Raw genomic sequence first — 19,513 nt, 5'->3', positions numbered from 1 at the left:
TTCGGCCTGCTTGAGAAAGCCAATGATCTGTTCTTCGGTGAATCTGCTCTTCTTCATGTCCGTCATTCTCCTTCAGTGACGGACTTCTCTCTACTTTTGATTGGTAAGGCCTAAGGGGAGCAGATCAGGGGAAGATCACCCGGCCTAAGCCGGGGTTCGTTCTTCCTTACTTCTTCTCTATCTTCCGCACTGAGCGGTTTTCCATATTCTTGCGTTTGATCTGCGCCTGTTGCTGGCGGTGCAGTTCGTCAACATGCTCGAACACGTCCACCTTGCGCGCGGCCAGTGTGAGCATGGCTTCCAGATAGTTGAAGAAGCCCACTCGGTAGCCACGCTGTTCCGGCTTGCGGAAGTCGATGTCGCGGGTGATGCGCGCCAGCAGGCTTTGGCCGCAATAGCCGGGGTTGTCCTTCAGCCATTGGACGAAGTGAGCGCCGCATTCGCGGCCGTAGGCGCAGTCGGCGGCGTAGTCCGGGTGGGCGTCCGGCATGTGCCAGTAGTCGGCTTGGGGCCGGCCTGGGCGTCGGGACACGAAGGGGAGCAGGGCTTCGCGTGCTTCCATCGAGGCTTGACGATAGCGGCGGCGAGTGGGAAAGGTTTTCGACATGGTGTTTCTCCTGCGGTGACACAAGATAAACCACCTGCCTGTGAGTCGCTGGGTAGGTATAGGCAGGCGCGAGACAGGATTGGCGTACCGAGAAACAAGGAATCGGTGAGCGCTAGGCGCTCTCCCACCACGCACCCGCCAGCCATGCATGAAGTACAGACGTAGAGCGGGTACGGATAAAGGCGCAGACGCGCCTTCATCCCCCTGTTTCGAACGGGACGCCAATCCCGGTGCCGTTAGTGACAGCACCCGGCGATTGTTACCGAGTGGGGTGACAGGGTCAAGCTAGCGTGGGCTTGAATCCGCTGCGCGGATGATGATTTAGGGCCGGTTCCGCCCGGCGGGCAGGAAGGGGAATTTGCTCGGCCAAATTCCCCTTCACCCCAAAGGCCGCCCTGCAAGCCTGGCCTACGGCTTCCCGCCGGTTCCCGTCAGTCCCGAGGCGCGGCTGAACTCGCAGCGCGCTACCGTCGCGCTGCTCGAACAAGCAGCCGCTTAAGACCTCGGGCCTGCCACCCGTCGGCAGGCTTGAAGGGAGTAGGGGCGCGTCGGATACGTGGTTTTCTTCGGGGTTTGGGGGCTATGCCCAAAAGGCTGGCAAAAGATCGTGCACAACTTTGCAGAGGCAGGCGGGCTGATTTGGTTTGTGATTTGAATGTCATGATTCCGCGACGCTGCGGTATAATCCTTTGCCCATTCGTCTCTTTGTCTTTTCCTCAAGATAGGGCATTCCTTATGACCTCAGTCTCTCTCCCTCCGGAAGCGGTGGGCAGCGCTTTCTCCCTAGACAAAATGATCGCCGCCCGCGACAAAACCATGGCGGCGGTACGGCGCATCGCCGCGCAGATCCGCCCCGGCATGACCGAACAGCAGGCCAAGGATTTGGCCAAGGCGGAGCTGGAAAGCATGGGCATGGACCGCATCTGGCACGGCATCATCGTCCGCTTTGGCCGCAGCACGCTGAAAATCTTCAAGCAGCAGATCGACCCGGACAATGTGCTGCTGGACGACGATATCTTTTTCATTGATCTGGGCATTGTCTGGGACGGCCACGAGGGCGACGCCGGCGATACCTTCACCACTGGCGACAATGCGCGCAAGCAGGCCTGTGCCGAGGCGGCGCGCCAGTTGTGGCAGGAGGTGGCGAATAAGTGGCGGCGCGAGCGCCTGGCCGGCCCGGCCTTGTACCAGTACGCGGCGGAGCGCGCCGAGGCAATGGGCTGGCGGCTGAACCTGGACATCAAGGGCCACCGGGTGTCGGACTTTCCGCACTCCATTTACAAGGCCGGCAGCCTGGGCGACTTCGCCCAATGCCCGAACGCCGGTTTGTGGATTCTGGAAATCCAGATTGCCGATCCGTCCGGCGAATTCGGCGCTTTCTATGAGGACTTGCTGGTGAGCGAGTCCTGATCCATGACGGGCGGCGGCGAGCCGCCCGCCAGCTTTGGCGTTTGGCCGGGGTTTGCGTCCGCGACGCGGGCGAACTGTGAACGGCTAACACAACCGCGCAGAGCGCCTGAGGCAAGGCGGTATCGCTGACGCGCAGCAGATCGTAAGCAGGTTCTCAGAGTCTGTTTACGATCTTTTGTCTGTGCTTTGAAACACGGTTTGGGGCACAGGAAGCCGCGTATCCGACGCGCCCCGGGTCCCTTCAAGCCAGCCGTCGGGTGGCAGGTCCGAGGTCTTAAGCGGCTGCCTGTTCGAGCAGCGCGACGGTAGCGCGCTGCGAGTTCAGCCGCGCCTCGGACCTGACGGGAACCGGCGGGAAGCCGTAGGCCTGGCTTGCAGGGTGGCCTTTAGGGGTGGAGGGGATATTTGGCCAAGCAAATATCTCCTCCCTGCTCGCCGGGCAGCCCCGGCAATGAAAATCATCATCCGCGCAGCGGATTCAATGTCTTGGAGCCATCACTCGGAAAGATCGTAGACCGGTTCTTACTGCACCACGGACCGCACCTTCCAGGTATTGCCTTCCACCGCGGAGATCGTCACCGGCGCTTGCTTCAGATTGCCCTTGGCGTCGAAGCTGAAGTCGGCGCTGACGCCCTGGTAGCGGGTTTGGGCCAGCAGCGGCAGGTATTTGGCCGGTTCCGACGAGTTGGCGCGCTTCATGGCGTCGGCCACCATTATGACTGCGTCGTAGAAGTGCGGGGCGAACAGGACGACGTTTTGCTGGTAGCTGGCTTGGTAGCGCGCTTGAAATGCCTTGCCTGCCGGGCGCGCTTCCAGCGGCCCGCCGGGTACGGCGGAGATGTGGCCCGCCGCATTGGCGCCGGCCAGTTTGATAAAGGTCTCGGTGCTCAGCATGTCGCCGCCCATCAAGGTGGCGCTCATGCCCAGGCGCTTCATCTGGCGCGCCATCGGAGCGGCTTGGGCGTCCGCGCCGCCGTAGAACACGATGTCCGGTTGCTGCGCTTTCAGCGCGGTCAGGATGGCGCTGAAATCGGTGGCCTTGTCATGGGTGTATTCACGCTTGAACGGCGGCTTGCCCAGGCCGGCGATGGATTTGATGAATTCGTCGGCAATGCCCTGGCCGTAAGCGGTGCGATCGTCGATGACCGCGATGCGCTGCGCCTTGAGCTGCTGTACCGCATAGCGGCCCAGCGCGCCGCCCACCTGGCTGTCGCTGCCCACCAGACGGAAGGCGGTTTTGTAGCCGGCGGCGGTGTAGGCCGGGTTGGTGGAGACCGAGAGTTGCGGGACGCCGGCCTTGGCGTAGAGGCGCGAGGCGGGAATGGTGACGCCGGAGTTGAAGTGGCCGATCACCGCTTTGACGCCGGCATCCATCAGGCGTTGAGCGGCTTGCGTGCCGGCTCGCGGGTCCGCCTGGTCGTCTTCGGACCGCAGTTCGAACTTCACTTTTTGGCCGCCTAGGGTGATGGGCTTGGCGTTCAGCTCGTTGATCGCCAGTTTGGCTCCGTTCTCATTGTCCTTGCCGTAGTGGGATTGCGGGCCGGACAAGGGTGAGGAGAAACCTATTTTCACCACGGTGTCGGCATGAGCGGGGGTGAGGAAGGGGGGCATCGTGCCACCAAGAACCAATAGGGCGATCAGGCTGCGAGAATGCTGCTGTTTCATGCGTGTCTCCTTTGCGCTGCTCGGTTTGATGGCTGGCCGCGCCATCGTTTTCACGGCTGGGGTGCCGCCATGCAAGCGTTCAATGCAGCAGGAAGCCCCGGCCAATCAAGTCGTCAGGCTCCAATGACCAACTGGCTTTGCCGCTGTAGTGGGCGCGTCCGGCCACGCGCACCGTCACCGCGTCATGGCCCGGCAGTTGGGCCTGGCGGACCACCGTGCCGCTGAACAGCGCTCCGGTCAGGCTTTCGAATTCACAGGTTTCCCCAGGCGCAACCAGCCCCTTGGCGTGACGGATGGCCATGCGCGCGGTGACGCCGGAGCCGGTGGGGCTGCGATCGACTTCGGCATCGGCAAAGACGCAGACATTGCGGCTGCCGCCATCGGCGGCCTGGTCGCGGCCATCGGTGAGGATGCTGCCGTACAAGAAGCTCAGGTCGTCGGCGATGGGGTGGCGCACCGCGATGGCGTCGCGCACCGCCTGGGTGAGGGCGGTGGCGGCGTCCACCAGTTCGCGCAGGGGGCCAGCCAGCGATACGCCCAGCTTTTCGGCGGAGACGACGGCATAGAAGGCGCCGCCGTAGCCGATATCGACGGCGATTTCTCCTATGCCCGGCACGCTGACGGGCAGGTCCAGGGCAAAGGCGAAGGCGGGCACGCTCTCGAATTGCACGGCGCCGGCCTTGCCGTTCTGGATTTCCACCAAGGCTTCCACCAGGCCGCATGGGCATTCGATGCCCACCCGCGTCAGCGGCGCCACGGCGGGCACTTTGCCGCTATCCACCGCAAAGCGGGCCAGGGCGATCACGGCATGCCCGCACATGGTGCTATAGCCTTCGTTGTGGGTGAACAGCACGGCGAGGTCCGCGTTTGGCATGGAGGGCTGCACCAGCACCGCGCCATACATATCGTAATGGCCTCGTGGCTCATGCATGAGCAGGCGGCGCACAGGGTCCAGGCGCTCGCTCATGAAACGGCGTTTGGCGAGGATGTCCGCTCCTTGAATCCTGTCGCTAAGGTTGAGCACGATGCGCACCGGTTCGCCGCCGGTGTGCATTTCCACGGTCTCGATGACAAAATCCGCAGGCAATGGATTCATATTGTTCACTCCCTCTGTTGGTCACGAGGCGCACTGGCTCGCCTTGGCTCAGGTACGCTGCGCGGTTTTAACTGGACGCTGCCGCCCGGTTAGACGGCCTTCCAATTGGCCAGCGCGCAGCGCGCCGCCGCCAAATCCCAGGCCGCGGTGCCCACGCTCTTGAACAGGCGCGGGCGCTTGGCGTCGTAGCGTCCCGCTATCGCTTCCGCCAAGGACTGCACGGTGTTCCAGTCCACGCCCGCCTGGATCAGGTCTCCCGCTTCATGTCGCGCTCCGACAGGGTCGTCAGAGAACAGCTGGCTGCCGGCGATAGCGGCCGGCCCGATTTCGGCCATGTCCGGACGAAACGCTCCCACTCCCACCAATAGCCGATTGCTGCGGGCGTCCTCGTGGTAGATCGGCGCTTTGCTGGTGGTCAGTGTGATCACCACGCCGACATCGTCCGCTACGCGGCCGCGGCATGGCCGTAGCGCTAAGGGAAGGGGGGCGTGCCGGCGGCAGAACTCGGCGCTGTCCGCCATTTCCCGGCCATGCACATCCACGCGGATGTCCGGGAACAACTCCGCAATGGCTTCCAGATGGCCGACGGCCTGCGTGCCGGTGCCTATCAGGGCGATGGTGGCCGGCCTGCCGGGGTAGAGGCTGTTGATCGCCAACATGGAAATGGCGGCGGTGCGCTGGGCGGTCACCGTGGGGCCGTCAAGAATCAGCAGCGGCTGGCCGGTGAGGGCGTCGTACACGCTGACGATGCCATGGATGGTGGGGAGGCCCTGCTTGAGGTTGTCCGGGCACACGTTGACCAGTTTGTGAATGCCGATATCGTTCGCGCTGGCCGGCATGGACAGCAGCACGGCGTCGCCCCGCAAGGGCAGCACCTGCCGCTCAGGGCTGACGATCCGCCCAGCCGTATACTCGGCGGCGGCAAGGGATAGGGCCTGGCAAAGATCGGCAATCGGCAACAAGCTCTTGGTTGCGGAGGCGGGCAGTACGGGGAGGGACATGGTGCGCCTTTGTCGATAAGTGGCAAAATTCAGACCAAATCCGCGGTTTGTCCTTGGGGTTTCTGCCGAGATCAATAGAATTGGTCTTAAAATTGCCTTGTTATATCGTTAACTTGTTTTATAAATTACCAATTTAGAGGTGGCGTCACAAGGGTTTCTGCTGCGGCGGCGGAGACGTGGTCGCAATTGTCACCAATACACAACAAATTGGTTTTGGGGTAACCAGAATGGATGCCAGTACACTGGAACAGAGCCACTTTCAGCCGCTTCCCATCTATGAGCAGCTTGCTGAGCAGATCCGCAACGGCATTGTTGGCGGGGAGTTTCCTCCTGAGTCGCGCCTGCCCTCGGAAAGAGACCTTGCCACCCGCTACCGCGTGAGCCGGCCTGCCGTGAGGGAGGCCATTGGCGCTTTGCAGAATCAGCAGCTGGTGATGACCCGCCGCGGATCGGGCACCTATGTTTGCCGGGATGCCCTGCAACGGCTGCAGCAAGCCGTGCCCGAAAACGAGCGCGGGCAGGCGGACGACAGTCCGATATCGACGCTGGAAGTTCGGTTGATACTAGAGCCGGCCATTGCCCGCATGGCGGCCAGAAAAGGCCAGCGTGATGAAAGGGCGGAGTATTACCTGGCGCAAATGAAGGGGGTCAAAAACATAGACATCCCGGCGCAGCAAGTGCTCTGGAGCGAAAGCGACCGCTTGTTCCATCGGCAACTTGCCGTGATGACAGGCGATGCGTTGATGGTGCGCATTGCGGATGAGGTGGCCAAAGCCATGGCGCAGCCGCTATGGCAGCGCTTGCGCGACGATGGCATCTACGACGAGGAGCGTATTAGCTTGTACGTTGCGGAGCATCAGCTGATTTACGAATCCATCGTCATCGGCGATGAGGATGCCGCGGCCTTTTACGTTGAGCAGCATTTGCGACGGGTAAGGCGGGATATCTCCGGCTAAGCCGCCAGCGCATTGACCCGCATGGCTGAACGGCTCCGGCCCCGCAGGCGCGCCCGTCACTGGACAGGGCTGCTTGCGGGGCCGGGTTTATGCTGCTGGCGTGTTATGAGGATGTTCGCGAACGAGCGAAAATATTGCAGTGCAAGGTAAAACTAACGACTGTTTTAACTAGAACTCCACGTAAATCAAGGGTTTGCCGGGGCGAGGGTGCTGGGAAATGTGGCGTGCGCACATCACAATGTACGCTTTTGACCTGTATCAAACACATATTTTCGTTTTAGAATATAAAATGTGTTCGTAAAATAACATTTGTGTTCGGCTCTGGCGTTTGGGGATATCCCCCGTTCGGAACCGCGCACTATGCTTTAAATGGCGGCCTGTTAAGGGCTTGCCTGTGTCGGCCATAGGAGCACAAACGCATGCCAGATACCCAAACCGCCGTGGACACGGTCCCGCAAGAACACGCCATGTCTCCCGAATCCGTGGTGGGTTACCTGCACTCCACGGAGAGCGGGGCCGGGGTGGATGGGCCTGGCATGCGCTTTGTCTTCTTCACCTCGGGCTGCCAGTTCCGCTGCCTATACTGCCATAACCCGGATACCTGGAAGCTGCACAACGGCCGCCAGGTCACGGTGGAGCAGGCGATGACGGAACTGGAGCCGTATGCGCGCTTTTTGAAGTTCGCCGGCGGCGTGACGGTGTCCGGCGGCGAGCCGCTGATGCAGGACGCTTTCGTGGGCGAGCTGTTCCGCGAGGCCAAGCGCCGCTTCGGCCTGCACACGACCTTGGACACCCAGGGCTTTTTGCACGAGCGGGTCAGCGACGAGTGGTTCGACGCGGTGGACCTGGTGATGCTGGACATCAAGCATTCGGACCCGGAGCGCTATCACGCGCTGACCGGCCAGCCCTTGCAGCCGACGCTGGACTTTGCCCGTCGCCTGCAACGCCTGGGCAAGAAAATGTGGCTGCGTTACGTGCTGGTGCCGGGTTTGACCGACGGCGACGAGGACATCAGCAGGCTGGCGGATTTCGTCGCCGGCCTGGGCAGTGTGGTGGAGCGGGTCGAGGTGTTGCCCTTCCATCAGTTGGGCATGGACAAGTGGCAGAAGCTGGGCATGGAATATCAGTTGGCGGATACGCCGATTCCCACGCCGGAGCAAGTCAAACGTGCCCGCGAGTTGTTTTCCTGTAAAGGCTTGAAGGTGACTTGAACGCCTTCCGGCCGGTGGTTTTTGGCTGGCAGCGTCGCCCGGAGCGGCGCTGCTTGTTTATCGAATTATCTATCATGAATCGCTGATATATTATGACGACATCTTCTGAAGTTCTGGTGATCAACTGTGGCAGTTCCTCGCTGAAGTTCGCGCTGCTGCCCAAGGGCTCCAGCGAGCCGCTGCTGTCCGGTCTGGCCGAGTGCCTGGGCCTGGCGGATTCGCGCATCATTTTCAAAACCGCGGAAGGCAAGAAGACGGAGTCGCTGAACGGCGGCAGCCACGCCGAGGCGATGGAAGCGCTGACCCGTTTCATGGGCGAGCATGAGTGGCTGGACAGCGTGGTCGCCATCGGCCACCGCATCGTTCACGGCGGCGAGCGCTTCCAGGCGTCCGCGCTGATCACCGACGAAGTGCTGGCCGGCATCGAAGAATGCTGCGCGCTGGCGCCGCTGCACAACCCGGGCCACCTGGTGGGCATCCGCGCCGCGCAGAAAGCCTTCCCCAAGTTGCCGCAGGTGGTGGTGTTCGACACCGCCTTCCATCAGACCATGCCCAAACCGGCCTATATGTACGCTGTGCCGCAGCGCTTCTACAAAGAATACGGCGTGCGCCGCTACGGCATGCACGGCACCAGCCACCGCTTCATCGCCGGCGAAACCGTGGCCGAGCTGAAGCTGGACCCGGCTAATCACGGTATCCTGATCGCCCACCTGGGCAACGGCGCTTCCGCTTCCGCAGTGAAGAACGGCAAGTGCATGGACACCACCATGGGCATGACCCCGCTGGAAGGCCTGATCATGGGCACCCGTTCCGGCGATATCGACCCGGCCGCGGTGACTTTCATCGCCCGCAAGGAAGGCCTGGATCTGGACGGCATCGACAATCTGCTGAACAAGCAGAGCGGCCTGCTGGGCATTTCCGGCGTGTCCAGCGACTGTCGCGCTCTGGAAGAGGCGGCGGCGGAAGGCAATGTGGACGCGCAACTGGCGCTGGACATGTTTGCCCACCGTCTGGCCCGCCTGCTGGGCGGCCTGGCCACCTCGCTGGATCGCATCGACGCCCTGGTGTTCACCGGCGGCATCGGCGAAAACTCCAGCCTGCTGCGTGAAAAAACCCTGAACCACATGAAGGTGCTGGGCTTCGCCGTGGACGCGGCCGCCAACGAGCGCGCCGTGCGCGGCAACACCGGCGTGATCAGTCAGCCGGGCAGCACCACCGCGCTGGTGATGGCTACCAACGAAGAGTGGATGATCGCCAAGGATACCGCCGACCTGGCCGGTATCTGATAGGACCTCGCGGCGCAAGTCGCGTCTGTATCGCGCGGCCGGCGCTCCGTCGGCCGCCGCCTGATTCTGAACGCCGGGCCGCCTTGCGGCGGCGCGCGCGTCGAAAGCAAAACTCATGACATCGCAACAACCGAAACGAGTGTTTTTCCTGGCTTCCTATGGTTCGGACGCCGGGCTGACCTCCATGACCCTGGGCCTGGTGCACGCGCTGGAGCGCGACGGCATCAAGGTGGGCTTCGTCAAACCCATCGCGCAGCCCGCCAGCGTGGGCGCCGAGCTGTCCAGCCACTTTGCCCGCCAGCTGTGCAATATCGACGCGCCGGCGTCCATCCCCTTCGCCCGCGCTCAAGCCATGTTGCGCGAAGGCGAGCTGGCCACCTTGATGGAAGACGTGGTGCGCCTGGCGGAACAGGCGCGGGACAATCACGATGTGCTGATCGTTGAAGGCCTGGTGCCGGACAGCGACGCGCAAACCGCCATCCGCCTGAACGCGGAAATGGCCGGCAGCCTGTCCGCCGAACTGTTGCTGGTGCTGTCCGGCGCCGGCCGCGGCGCGCGCGACATCGCCGAATGCGTGCAGCTGGTGCAGCGTCAGTTCGGCGCCGACGGCAACGGCAAACTGGCCGGTCTGCTGCTGAACCGCGGCGCGGAGTGCGGCAATCTGGCCGGCCTGCGCGCCGAGCTGGCGGAGCTGGGCTGCGCCACGCCGCTGCTGGGCTGCGTGCCTTACGACGCCAAGCTGGACGCGCCGCGCGTGCTGGACGTGGTCAGCGCGCTGGGTTTGAAGATCGAACACGCCGGCCAGATCGAGCAAGCGCGCATGCGCGAAACCGTGGTGGCGGCCCGCACCGTGGAGAAGATGGCCGAACGCCTGCTGCCGGGCACTCTGGTGGTGACGCCGGGCGACCGCAGCGACGTGGTGTTGGCCACCTCGCTGGCCATGCTGCGCGGCGTGCCGCTGGCCGGCCTGCTGCTGACCTGCGGCGAACCGGTGTCCGGCAGCATCCTGCCGCTGATCCAGTCCGCGCGCCAAGCCGGCCTGACCATTCTGTCCACCGAGCGCGACACCTATGAAACCAGCACCATGCTGGCCAATCTGGACCGTCACGTGGCGATGGAAGACGCCGAGCGCATGCAGGCGATGATCGACTTCGTGGCCGAGCGCATCGACACCGCGGTGCTGGTGCAGAAGATCGGCGAGCCGCGCGAAGTGCGCCTGCCGCCGCCGGCCTTCCGCCACCGTCTGATCGAGAGCGCGCGCCGCTCGCAAAAGCGCATCGTGCTGCCGGAAGGCGACGAGCCGCGCACCATCCAGGCCGCCGCCATCTGCCACGAGAAGGGCATCGCCCGCTGCGTGCTGATCGGCGAACCGGAACGCATCCGCCAAGTGGCGGAAGCTCAGGGCGTGACCCTGCCGGCCGACATTGAAATCCTGGCCCCGAAAGAGGCCGCCGCCCGCTATGTGGCGCCGATGATGGAGATGCGCAAGAGCAAGGGCCTGACCGCGCCGCAGGCGGCGGAGCAGCTGGAAGACAGCGTGGTGATCGGCACCATGATGCTGGCCCTGAACGAGGTGGACGGCCTGGTGTCCGGCGCGGTGCACACCACCGCCAACACCATCCGTCCGGCGCTGCAGCTGATCAAGACCGCGCCGGGCGCGAGCATCGTGTCCAGCATCTTCTTCATGTTGATGCCGGATCAGGTGCTGGTGTACGGCGACTGCGCGGTGAACCCGGACCCGAACGCGGAACAGCTGGCGGACATTGCCATCCAGTCCGCCGATTCCGCCAGCGCCTTCGGTCTGAGCCCGCGCGTGGCGATGATCTCTTACTCCACCGGCACTTCCGGCAGCGGTTCGGACGTGGAGAAAGTGCGCGAAGCCACCCGCATCGCCAAGGAAAAGCGTCCGGACCTGATGATTGACGGCCCGATGCAGTACGACGCCGCCAGCGTGGAGTCCGTAGGCCGCCAAAAGGCGCCGGACAGCGAAGTGGCCGGCCGCGCCAACGTCTTCGTGTTCCCGGACCTGAACACCGGCAACACCACCTACAAGGCGGTGCAGCGCTCCGCCGGCGTGGTGTCGGTGGGTCCGATGCTGCAAGGCCTGCGCAAGCCGGTCAACGATCTGTCGCGCGGCGCGCTGGTGGACGATATTGTCTACACCATCGCCCTGACCGCGATCCAGGCGGACGCGCAGTAAGCGGCGAGAACGCTTGACCTGAAAACAGCCCCCGGCGCTTGCGCTCCGGGGGCTGTTGTCTTATGCGGCCTTGTTTAGTGGCGCTGTGCGGCGATGGGGCGCGTCAGCGCCACCCATTGCTCGGAGGCGGGAGAGCCGGCCAGTTCCACGCTGTCGTTGGCGAAATACACTTTGGAGACTTTGCCGTCGAACAGCTCGGGTTGACGCAGCACGGAGCGGATTTCGGAGTAGGTGATCGGCTCGTAGCTGTGCTGGAAGCGGCGTTGCTGTTCTTGCCAGGGTTTTTGCCGTATCGCTTCGAGGTCCATCTTGCCGCGGCCGGCGTCGTTCCAGGCAAAGGCGATTTCCGCGCCTTGTTGGGCGAAGAATTCCAGGCCCAGTTTGCTGGAGTTGCGGAAGAAGTGCTTGATGAACAGTTCGGACAGGTCCAGCAGGTCGCGCTGTTCCAGCGTGCGCTTGCCGAGAGCGGCGGCGACGTCGTCGGCGTTTTTGCAGCCGCAGGCATGCACCAGATAGAGCAAGGTGTTGACCGTGGTTTCCGTGCGGCAGCCGCCGCTGGTGTTCTTCAGCACAAAGCGGGTGGCCACGGCGGAGCGCTCCGCCGGCGGCACGTCGGCCAGCAGCGCGTTGAGCCGGACAAACGGGTCCAGCCGCGTGTGATGGGCGCCCAGGTAATCGGCCCAGGCCTGGAGGATGGGGGCGGCCGGCTGCGGCGCGCGCTTGACCAGCTTGCCGGCGGCGGCGTCGCTGATGTGGCGGCTGAATTCCTGGATCAGCTTGCGAGGCGAGATGCGATACATGGCGTCGTCGCGGCTGTAATGGACGATGCCCAGCTGCTTATTGTAATTGGCGATGGTGGCGACGTTTTGCATGTCCAGTTCGCCGCGCAAGAAACGGGACAGCTGCATTTGCGCGTGACTCAGGCCGTAGAGCGCCACCGCTTGGTCCTGGCGCGCCGGGGAGGCGTTGACCGCGCCGTTGGCCACCCGGAACAACAGCGACTGGAAACGGGCTTGCTGCGGCACGGGCCCTTGCGTGGTTTGCGGGCGGTCCGGCGCGGCGGCGCAGCGATTCGAGGCGCTGGTCAGGCATCGGCCCAGGCCTAATTGTGGCTGAGCGGCGGCGGCGCGGGCAGTCGGCAAGGCCGCGGGAGCGGCGAGAGGGCGAGCAGCGCTGTGGGCGGTGATGTTTGGCATGGGGTCGGCTTTCAAGTAGAGGGCATGGAATGGTTTGACCCCGCTACTGTCGTCAAAAAGCCGGATCGCGGCTTGCAGAATTCACTCAGCGCGCCATCAGCGGGATGGGCGCGAGTTTGCCCGGCGTTACCGTTTTTTGGCTGTAGATCAATGCAGATGGGATTGTGTTATAATCAAAGGGAGGTTGAACTTCCGATAAACACTTAATTAGAAAGGGAACCTGCTTATGCTGAGCCTGTTTTTGATTACTGTTTTTCTGATTATCAGTCTGGTCCATTGCTATTGGGCCTTGGGCGGCACCGTCGGAATGGGCGCAGCCGTGCCCGAGGTGGACGGCAAGCCCTTGTTCCAGCCCACCCGCGGCGGCACTTTCGCGGTGGCCGGCATACTGGCCTTGTCGGCGCTGGCGGTGGCGCTGCATGGTCATCTGACCCGCTTCTGGCAAATGGAGACCGTGCGCTGGGGCTTGCTGGCGCTGGCGGCCGCATTGCTGTTGCGCGGCATCGGCGAATTCCGCTACGTGGGCTTGTTCAAGAGCGTGCGCGACAGCCGATTCGCCCGCAACGACACGCGTTTCTATTCCCCCTTGTGTTTGTTGCTGGGCAGTTCGTTGCTGATCCTCGCCTGGTAACCCTCCTGAAAGCGGGCGGCTAGCCGCCCGCTGTTCTCGTTGGAACCTGTTTACGATCTGCTGCGCGTCGTGAGACGTGACACGGCGAGTAGCGCTTCGAAATGCTCATGTACCGTGTGTACACTCCGCTTTCTCAGAACCTGTTCACGATCTTTAGTAGATGTGCTTAACCGTTGCTAGATACGTAGGAAACCCTGTATCCGACGCGCCCCGGACCCCTTCAAGCCTGCCGTCGGGTGGCAGGCCCGAGGTTTTAAGCGGCTGCTTGTTCGAGCAGCGCGACGTTAGCGCGCTGCGAGTTCAGCCGCGCCTCGGGACTGACGGGACCCGACGGGTAGCCGCAGGCCAGGCTTGCAGGGCGGCCTTTAGGGTAAAGGGAGATTTGGCCGCGCAAATCTCCCTTTCCGTTCGCCGGGCGGAACCGGCCCTAAATCATCATCCGCGTAGCGGATTCAATGCTTTGAACAATACTTCCATTCCGGTTTGAAAAGATCGTGAACAGGCTCTCAGCGGTTTTCGCCTTGTCTCGCCTTAGCTCGCGAGATCGTAAACACGTTCTTAGCGTTTGTTGTTCCGCGAGTAAATCAATTGCGCTTTCCAATCCAGCCGCTGCGGCTGGCGTGTGATATTGACGCGGAAGCGTTCGCGCGGGCCGACGCCGGTCTGCCATAGATAGAGCTGGCCATCGTGGGCGCCGCCGTTCCAGGCGGTCAAGTAGTAGTCGTTCTGCCTCGCCCAGTCCTTGAAGCTGATAATATCGCCGTCCCGCAGGCAGCCGTCCGGCCGATCCTGGATCTGCAAGCGTAGCTCCGAGGAGGCATTGAGCGGGCCTTGCTTGGTGTAATAGGCGTATTGATTGGCGTCCAGGCCGCCCCACCAGGTCCAGAACCAGCCGGGCCGGTCCGCCCGCTCCACCCGCAGGTAGTCGCCGGAGCGCAGGCAGCCGTTGTCGCGCATGGCGAAGTTGTTGGATAGATTGAAGCGGGCGGCGGAGGCGTTGCCGGGGCCGGTCTTCAGCCAGCCGTCGTTGGCGGCGGCGCTTTGCAGCCATTGGCCGTTGCCCAGGTTTTGCAAGCCCACTTGGCGGTAGCTGCCGGCCTGGTCGGTAAATGACTGGGTGGGCGTGGCGGCGTCGGCCCAGGCGAAGGCCTGCACCGGGTAGTGGTCGCTGTAGTCGGTATAGGCGTAGGTGTGCTTGCCTACGGATTGCACCGTCCACTGCGGCGACGGCGCGTCCAGCGCCAGATTGTGCCAGGCCGCCGGCTGGCGGTGGGCCTTCAGCGTCAGGATGTAGTCCAGGTATTCCGGCGCGTCGCCGCCGCGCGCGCCGTAGCGTTCCAGCGCCAGGCCGTTGTGCGCGGTGTCGAAGCTGTCGGCGACGCCGGCGTAGCGGGGCTCATTGGCTTGTAGGATGTCCAGCATCGCGCGGTATTCCGCCGGCTTGCGGCGGTTCACGTTCATATCGCCGGCAATCAACACCATTTCGTCCTTGGGCAGCTGCCGCGCGCGCAGCCAGTCGGCGATTTCGCGCAGCTGGGCTTGTCGCACCGCCGCATGGTCCTTGCAGCCGCTGTCTTCCGATTGCAGGTGGGTGCCCAGTACGTGATAGTACTGGCCGCCCACTTGCAGCTTGGCGTAGGCGAAGCCCTTGAGCGCGTATTGATCCCAGCTGCAGCCGGCGTTGCGGAACAAATACTGCCGCTTTTCCACGATGGGCCAGCGGCTGACGATGGCGACGCCGCCGTCTTCCGGCCTGGCGCCGTCCCAGCCTTCGGTGCCGTCCCAGCCGCTTTGGCTGCGGCCTAACACCGGGGTTTGGTGCGGGAAGCGCGTTTTCAGGCCTTGCAGCAGCGCTTCGGAACTGCTGTTGTCCTGAAGCTCCTGAAACACGGCCACATCCTGCTGTTGCAGGATGGGCGCGGCGGCGATCAGGCGCGCGCGTTGTTCCTGGCCGTAGTTGGGATAGAGCGGCTGCGGCAGCAGCATGGCGTTCCAGGTGGTCAGCTTGAGATCGTCGGGGTAGGCGGCGAGCGCGGGGGCGGCCAGCAGCGCGGCGCACAGTGCCAGGCAAGCTTTCATCATGTCTCCGAGGGGTGGGGGAGCGCAAAGCTTGAATGGCCTGGTTTACGGAATTGCTATGTCATTTAAATTTGATCTGGCGTAGAATCTCCACCTCGCCGACACTTCGGCGTCCGTCCGTTTGCGCGGATGCGAGTCTTCCCCTTTTCCCGATAGGAGCGCGCTGAAATGAAACTGTGATGCCCGTCACTCGTTTGCCCAGCCAGGGCCGTTTGCCGCATTGCCGTTTCGTTTGGTCTTCCGCTTCGTCTTTGCCCCTTCGCGGGGGCTGTCTATTTCGCTATGGATGCGGTTTTGGCTGGGTGTCCCCAATTTTCTGAATGGAACAGGACTCCCCATGTCGGAGCACGTTTCTCTCGATATTTTTTCGCATAATCAGGCCGCCTGGGACCGCCAGGCCGAGCAGGCCGGCCCGTGGTCGCAGCCGGTGGACGCCGCCGCCGTCGCCGCCGCGCGCGCGGGCGATCACCGGGCGCGGTTGACGCCGGGACCGTTGCCGGCCGGCTGGCTGGATCAGGCGGCGGGCTGGCGCATTCTGTGCCTGGCCAGCGGCGGCGGTCAGCAGGGCCCGCTATTGGCGGCGGCCGGCGCCGTGGTCACGGTGTTCGACGCCTCCGAGCAGCAGTTGGAGCGAGACCGGCTGGTGGCGCGGCGCGAAGGGCTGACGCTGGCGACGGAGCAGGGCGATATGCGCGATCTGTCGCGCTTCGCCGACGCCAGCTTCGATTGCGTATTCCACCCGATTTCCAATCTCTACGTGCCGGACGTGCGTCCGGTGTGGCGCGAGTGCTTCAGGGTGCTGCGTCCGGGCGGGCGCTTGCTCAGCAGTTTTTTCAATCCGGCGGCCTTCATCGGCGACCGCGACCCGGAGTATGCCCGTCAGGGGCTGATCCGGCCGCGCTATCCGGCGCCGTATTCCGATCTGCGCGATCTGGAGCCGGCGGCGTTGGCGGCCAAGCGAGCGGGAGGGGAGGTGATGGTGTTTGGCCATAGCCTGGCCGAGCAGATAGGCGGCCAATTGGAGGCCGGCTTTTTGTTGGCGGGTTTCCATGAGGAGATGCAGCCGACGCCGCGCTTCGTCATCGACGGCTATTTGCCGGCCTTCATCGCCACTTGGGCGAGCAAGCCGGGGGCTTGAACGCCGCTTGTGGCCGGCTTCAGTTGCGGCGCAGCTGGCAGGCCAGGCTGCGCGGCACCAGCAGTTTTTGCTCGTTCAGGATGTCGCTGCCGGGGAAGTAGCGGATTTCCCGGACATCGTCGTCCTCGCGCAGCAGGGTGATGTTCTTGGCGGCGGGGATGTTGACAACGACCTGGCCGGCTTGGTGGCAAACGATGTTATAGGCGTTGAAATCGCTGTCGCTCAGGTGCTCGCTGCTTTGGCGCGGCGGGTGGGACCGACGGTAGTCGTAGCGGCCGTCCGCCTGGCTGGCGGCGGGCAGGGCGAGCAGGGCGGCGAGCACCAGGGGAGTCAGGCGACGGATCATGGCGCGGTTCTGATTGTTAGGGAAGGGCCTCATCATAGAGGCGGCGTTGGCGGCTTGTACAGCCCACCGGCGTTTATCCGGCGGGATGCAGCCGGCTGTTCAGATAGCGCTCGCCGCGGCGGCGCAGCGGCGGCGGCGCCAGTTTCAGCCATTGGTTGAAATGCAGACCCAGCAGGGTGTTGTTGCCGGCTTCTTCCTGCAGCGCGATGGCCAGGCTGTCGTAGACCGGGTCGTCGTCGTGAAGATCGTCGGCGCTGGCTTGGGAGAAACTGTCGGCGTCCGCGTTCCAACGGTAGTCCGCGCCCAGGCGCAGGCCGTAGCCGCGCGGCAGGCCGGAGGCGAGCAGGCGCGCGTATTGACGCTCGAAGCCGTCGGGATCGAACAGATAGCTGTCGCTGTGAAGCCATCGGCCGTCCAGCCGCGCTTGTACCAGGCCGTGGAACAGGTGTTCCGGCAGGCACAGGTAGACCGGGGCGGGCACGGCGTGGCGGAGGATGCGCTTGTCCAGCCGCACGAAGCGCAGCCGCGCCGGGATGCCGGCGGTGGTCAGCAGCGCGCGCAGCAAGTCGCCCTGAGCGTTGCAATGGCCGCGTCCCAAGGCCAGCGTGCGCTCCGGCGTGACGGTTTCAAACTGGCTGGTGAAGCCGAAGCGCACATGGCCGCGCACGAAGTCGTGCAAGGCGCGACAGTAGTCGCGGTCGTTGTCGGGGGAGGCGTCGCGCTGAACCTGGCGCAGGGCTTGGCTCAGGCTCAGCCCGGCGCGAGGCGCTGGGCGGACGGGGTCTGGCTGGTGGCTTGGGTGCATGGAATGCTCTATCGGCCTAGGTTAACCATATTGAATATTCTGGGCTGGGGATTGTCAATGCACAGTTTGATGACGCCGGGGCGGAAAAGCCGCCAGCCTGGAAGAGAGGCCGGCGGCGAGCGTTCTGCGCCTAAGAGTCTGTTCATAATCTGCTGCGCTTCGTGAGGCGTGACACGGTGAGTGCCGCTTCGAAATGCTCATGTACCGTGTGTACACTCCGCTTTCTCAGTGGTTTTCGCCTTGTCTCGCCTTAGCTCGAGAGATCGTAAACAGGTTCTAAGCGCCCATCAGACGTGCAGCAGCAGGAAGCGACGCTCCCACGGGCTGATCACGTCGAAGTACTCCCGGTACTCGGCTTCCTTGATGGCGCTGTAGGTGCGGATGAAGTGTTCGCCGAACAGATTGGTCAGTGGTTCGCACTTGAGCAGCATGTCGATGGCGTCGTCCAGGTGGCGCGGAAGTTGGTGAGGCTGCTCGTAAGCGCTGCCGCTCAGCGGTTCGGACGGCATCAGGCCCTGTTTCATGCCCAGGTAGCCGCAAGCCAGGCTGGCGGCGATGGCCAGATAGGGGTTGACGTCCACGCCGGCCAGGCGGTTTTCCACCCGCCGCGCCTGCGGGTCCGAGTGCGGCACGCGCAGGCCGCAGGTGCGGTTGTCGTAGCCCCAGGACAGGTTGATCGGCGCCGAGGTGTAGCGGCTAAGCCGGCGGTAGGAGTTCACATAGGGCGCGAAGAAGGGCATTGCCGGCGGCAGATAGTTTTGCAGGCCGCCGATGAAATGGAAGAATTTCTGCGAGGGCTGGCCGTCCTTCAGGCTGAAGATGTTTTTGCCGCTCTCCTTGTCCACCACGCTCTGGTGCAGGTGCATGGCGCTGCCGGGTTGGCCCTGCATCGGTTTGGCCATGAAAGTGGCGTACATATTGTTGCGGATCGCCACTTCGCGCACGGTGCGTTTGAACAGGAAGACCTGGTCCGCCAGCGCCAGCGGGTCGCCGTGGTCCAGATTGATTTCCATCTGGGCGGTGCCCATTTCGTGGATCAGGGTGTCCAGCGCCAGGCCCTGGGCCTCGCACCAGTCGTACATCACGTCGAAGATGCCGTCGTATTCGTTGACGGCGTCGATGGAGAAGCTCTGCATGCCGGCTTCGGTGCGTTTGGTGCGGCCTACCGGCGGACGCAGCGGGATGTCTTCGTCCGGCTGGATTTCCACCAGGTAGAACTCCATTTCCGGCGCCACCACGGCTTTGAGGCCTTCGTCTTCGTACAGTTTGAGGATGCGCTTGAGCACGTTGCGCGGCGCCAGGTCCACCGGGCGGCCGTCGAAAAAGGCGCAATCGTGGATGATCTGGGCGGTGGGCTCCAGGTTCCACGGCACTGGGCGCAGGGTGCTGGCGTCCGGGATCAGCCGCATGTCGGGGTCGGCGATGGAGGTGAAGTCCTGATCCGGGTAGTCCCCGGTCACGGTCATGGACAGAACGGCCTCCGGCAGGCGCAAGCCTTCGGCCGGATTGTATTTATGGCGCGGCACGATTTTGCCGCGGGCCAGCCCGGTCATGTCCGGGATCAGGCATTCCACTTCGGTGATGCGATTGTCGTCCAACCATTTGTTGATTTGTTCTGCGTTATTCATAAACCCTCTGTTGTCATGTGTGCGCGCCCGAGCTGCTGTCGCGCTGGGCGTCGTGCCTCAGCGTATGCGGCCGCTGCGCTTGTACTAAAAATAATCTACGGTCCAGTGTGCGGCAGCCGGGGCTGCGCGGGCAGGCGGGACGGGGCTGGAATCGGGCCCATTGATGGATCGGCAATCCGGGTGCTCCTCTCTGATTTGATAAAACGGCCAATGCTGTTTTGAATGGGATTGATCGTTCTTGGTTCGAAATGTTCAATA

At 63.5% G+C, this 19,513-nt stretch carries 16 protein-coding genes; 7 read left to right on the top strand and 9 right to left on the bottom strand.

All coding sequences use genetic code 11. The annotated features are described in order from the left end of the window. Positions 1-166: 166 nt before the first annotated feature. Complete coding sequence (locus tag B0T39_RS22600; RefSeq protein WP_081550713.1) at positions 167-607, bottom strand: hypothetical protein; 441 nt, start codon at positions 605-607, stop codon at positions 167-169. A gap of 735 nt (positions 608-1,342) precedes the next feature. Between B0T39_RS22600 and B0T39_RS22595 the strand changes: the two genes are divergently transcribed. Next, a complete protein-coding gene (locus tag B0T39_RS22595) occupies positions 1,343-2,017 on the top strand; it encodes a M24 family metallopeptidase (RefSeq protein ID WP_081550712.1) in 675 nt (224 codons plus the stop codon). 522 nt (positions 2,018-2,539) lie between these two features. Here the strand turns inward: B0T39_RS22595 and B0T39_RS22590 are convergent. From B0T39_RS22590 to lhpI, 3 genes are all read right to left on the bottom strand, one after another. Further along, a complete protein-coding gene (locus B0T39_RS22590; protein ID WP_081550711.1) occupies positions 2,540-3,682 on the bottom strand; it encodes a branched-chain amino acid ABC transporter substrate-binding protein in 1,143 nt (380 codons plus the stop codon). Positions 3,683-3,761: 79 nt separating this feature from the next. After that, on the bottom strand, positions 3,762-4,778 hold the full coding sequence (locus B0T39_RS22585) for a proline racemase family protein (RefSeq protein ID WP_081550710.1): 1,017 nt from the start codon (positions 4,776-4,778) through the stop codon (positions 3,762-3,764). 89 nt (positions 4,779-4,867) lie between these two features. Continuing rightward, positions 4,868-5,779: a bifunctional Delta(1)-pyrroline-2-carboxylate/Delta(1)-piperideine-2-carboxylate reductase gene (lhpI, locus tag B0T39_RS22580; protein WP_081550709.1), complete on the bottom strand. Its 912-nt coding sequence runs from the start codon at positions 5,777-5,779 to the stop codon at positions 4,868-4,870. A 176-nt stretch (positions 5,780-5,955) separates the two neighbouring features. On the opposite strand from lhpI, the gene B0T39_RS22575 reads away from it, so the two are divergent. The 4 genes from B0T39_RS22575 to pta all read left to right on the top strand — a co-directional run bounded on the left by B0T39_RS22575 (position 5,956) and on the right by pta (position 11,432). Next, positions 5,956-6,735 carry a FadR/GntR family transcriptional regulator gene (locus B0T39_RS22575; RefSeq protein ID WP_254894627.1) on the top strand — a complete coding sequence of 260 codons (780 nt, stop codon included), beginning with the start codon at positions 5,956-5,958 and terminating at the stop codon, positions 6,733-6,735. Positions 6,736-7,154: 419 nt separating this feature from the next. Continuing rightward, positions 7,155-7,946: a pyruvate formate-lyase-activating protein gene (gene pflA, locus B0T39_RS22570; RefSeq protein WP_081550707.1), complete on the top strand. Its 792-nt coding sequence runs from the start codon at positions 7,155-7,157 to the stop codon at positions 7,944-7,946. A 92-nt stretch (positions 7,947-8,038) separates the two neighbouring features. Beyond that, entirely contained in the window at positions 8,039-9,232 is a 1,194-nt protein-coding gene (locus B0T39_RS22565; RefSeq protein ID WP_081550706.1) for an acetate/propionate family kinase, read from the top strand. A gap of 115 nt (positions 9,233-9,347) precedes the next feature. Continuing rightward, a complete protein-coding gene (pta, locus tag B0T39_RS22560; protein WP_081550705.1) occupies positions 9,348-11,432 on the top strand; it encodes a phosphate acetyltransferase in 2,085 nt (694 codons plus the stop codon). Between the two features lie 74 nt (positions 11,433-11,506). Here the strand turns inward: pta and B0T39_RS22555 are convergent, their stop codons facing one another. Next, positions 11,507-12,628: a hypothetical protein gene (locus B0T39_RS22555; protein WP_081550704.1), complete on the bottom strand. Its 1,122-nt coding sequence runs from the start codon at positions 12,626-12,628 to the stop codon at positions 11,507-11,509. Between the two features lie 226 nt (positions 12,629-12,854). Here B0T39_RS22555 and B0T39_RS22550 point away from each other — a divergent pair, with 226 nt between their 5' ends. Further along, complete coding sequence (locus tag B0T39_RS22550) at positions 12,855-13,259, top strand: DUF3995 domain-containing protein (protein ID WP_081550703.1); 405 nt, start codon at positions 12,855-12,857, stop codon at positions 13,257-13,259. Between the two features lie 558 nt (positions 13,260-13,817). Here B0T39_RS22550 and sph read toward each other — a convergent pair. Next, positions 13,818-15,341, bottom strand: coding sequence for a sphingomyelin phosphodiesterase (sph, locus tag B0T39_RS22545; protein ID WP_081550702.1), 1,524 nt, complete (start codon positions 15,339-15,341; stop codon positions 13,818-13,820). Between the two features lie 334 nt (positions 15,342-15,675). Between sph and B0T39_RS22540 the strand changes: the two genes are divergently transcribed. Beyond that, complete coding sequence (locus tag B0T39_RS22540) at positions 15,676-16,476, top strand: class I SAM-dependent methyltransferase (protein ID WP_081550700.1); 801 nt, start codon at positions 15,676-15,678, stop codon at positions 16,474-16,476. Between the two features lie 19 nt (positions 16,477-16,495). Here B0T39_RS22540 and B0T39_RS22535 read toward each other — a convergent pair whose 3' ends face one another. From B0T39_RS22535 to B0T39_RS22525, 3 genes are all read right to left on the bottom strand, one after another. Continuing rightward, a complete protein-coding gene (locus tag B0T39_RS22535) occupies positions 16,496-16,822 on the bottom strand; it encodes a hypothetical protein (protein WP_019103794.1) in 327 nt (108 codons plus the stop codon). A 73-nt stretch (positions 16,823-16,895) separates the two neighbouring features. Continuing rightward, positions 16,896-17,627, bottom strand: a complete 732-nt coding sequence (locus tag B0T39_RS22530) for a transglutaminase-like domain-containing protein (protein ID WP_081550698.1) — start codon at positions 17,625-17,627, stop codon at positions 16,896-16,898. Positions 17,628-17,914: 287 nt separating this feature from the next. Then, complete coding sequence (locus tag B0T39_RS22525; protein ID WP_081550696.1) at positions 17,915-19,255, bottom strand: glutamine synthetase family protein; 1,341 nt, start codon at positions 19,253-19,255, stop codon at positions 17,915-17,917. Between the last annotated feature and the right edge of the window lie 258 nt (positions 19,256-19,513).

The organism is Chromobacterium haemolyticum, from assembly GCF_002081825.1.
In the GTDB taxonomy this organism is placed as follows: Bacteria; Pseudomonadota; Gammaproteobacteria; order Burkholderiales; family Chromobacteriaceae; genus Chromobacterium; species Chromobacterium fluminis.
Note: the sequence above shows the minus strand (reverse complement) of the source record. Positions and strands in the feature narration are given on the sequence as shown.

Bases quoted from the DNA above. Each gene is read 5' to 3' on its own strand.
- B0T39_RS22600 (WP_081550713.1), bottom strand. From the start codon at position 607: ATGTCGAAAACCTTTCCCACTCGCCGCCGCTATCGTCAAGCCTCGATG.
- B0T39_RS22595 (WP_081550712.1), top strand. From the start codon at position 1,343: ATGACCTCAGTCTCTCTCCCTCCGGAAGCGGTGGGCAGCGCTTTCTCC.
- B0T39_RS22590 (WP_081550711.1), bottom strand. From the start codon at position 3,682: ATGAAACAGCAGCATTCTCGCAGCCTGATCGCCCTATTGGTTCTTGGT.
- B0T39_RS22585 (WP_081550710.1), bottom strand. From the start codon at position 4,778: ATGAATCCATTGCCTGCGGATTTTGTCATCGAGACCGTGGAAATGCAC.
- lhpI (WP_081550709.1), bottom strand. From the start codon at position 5,779: ATGTCCCTCCCCGTACTGCCCGCCTCCGCAACCAAGAGCTTGTTGCCG.
- pflA (WP_081550707.1), top strand. From the start codon at position 7,155: ATGCCAGATACCCAAACCGCCGTGGACACGGTCCCGCAAGAACACGCC.
- B0T39_RS22565 (WP_081550706.1), top strand. From the start codon at position 8,039: ATGACGACATCTTCTGAAGTTCTGGTGATCAACTGTGGCAGTTCCTCG.
- pta (WP_081550705.1), top strand. From the start codon at position 9,348: ATGACATCGCAACAACCGAAACGAGTGTTTTTCCTGGCTTCCTATGGT.
- B0T39_RS22555 (WP_081550704.1), bottom strand. From the start codon at position 12,628: ATGCCAAACATCACCGCCCACAGCGCTGCTCGCCCTCTCGCCGCTCCC.
- B0T39_RS22550 (WP_081550703.1), top strand. From the start codon at position 12,855: ATGCTGAGCCTGTTTTTGATTACTGTTTTTCTGATTATCAGTCTGGTC.
- sph (WP_081550702.1), bottom strand. From the start codon at position 15,341: ATGATGAAAGCTTGCCTGGCACTGTGCGCCGCGCTGCTGGCCGCCCCC.
- B0T39_RS22540 (WP_081550700.1), top strand. From the start codon at position 15,676: ATGTCGGAGCACGTTTCTCTCGATATTTTTTCGCATAATCAGGCCGCC.
- B0T39_RS22535 (WP_019103794.1), bottom strand. From the start codon at position 16,822: ATGATCCGTCGCCTGACTCCCCTGGTGCTCGCCGCCCTGCTCGCCCTG.
- B0T39_RS22530 (WP_081550698.1), bottom strand. From the start codon at position 17,627: ATGCACCCAAGCCACCAGCCAGACCCCGTCCGCCCAGCGCCTCGCGCC.
- B0T39_RS22525 (WP_081550696.1), bottom strand. From the start codon at position 19,255: ATGAATAACGCAGAACAAATCAACAAATGGTTGGACGACAATCGCATC.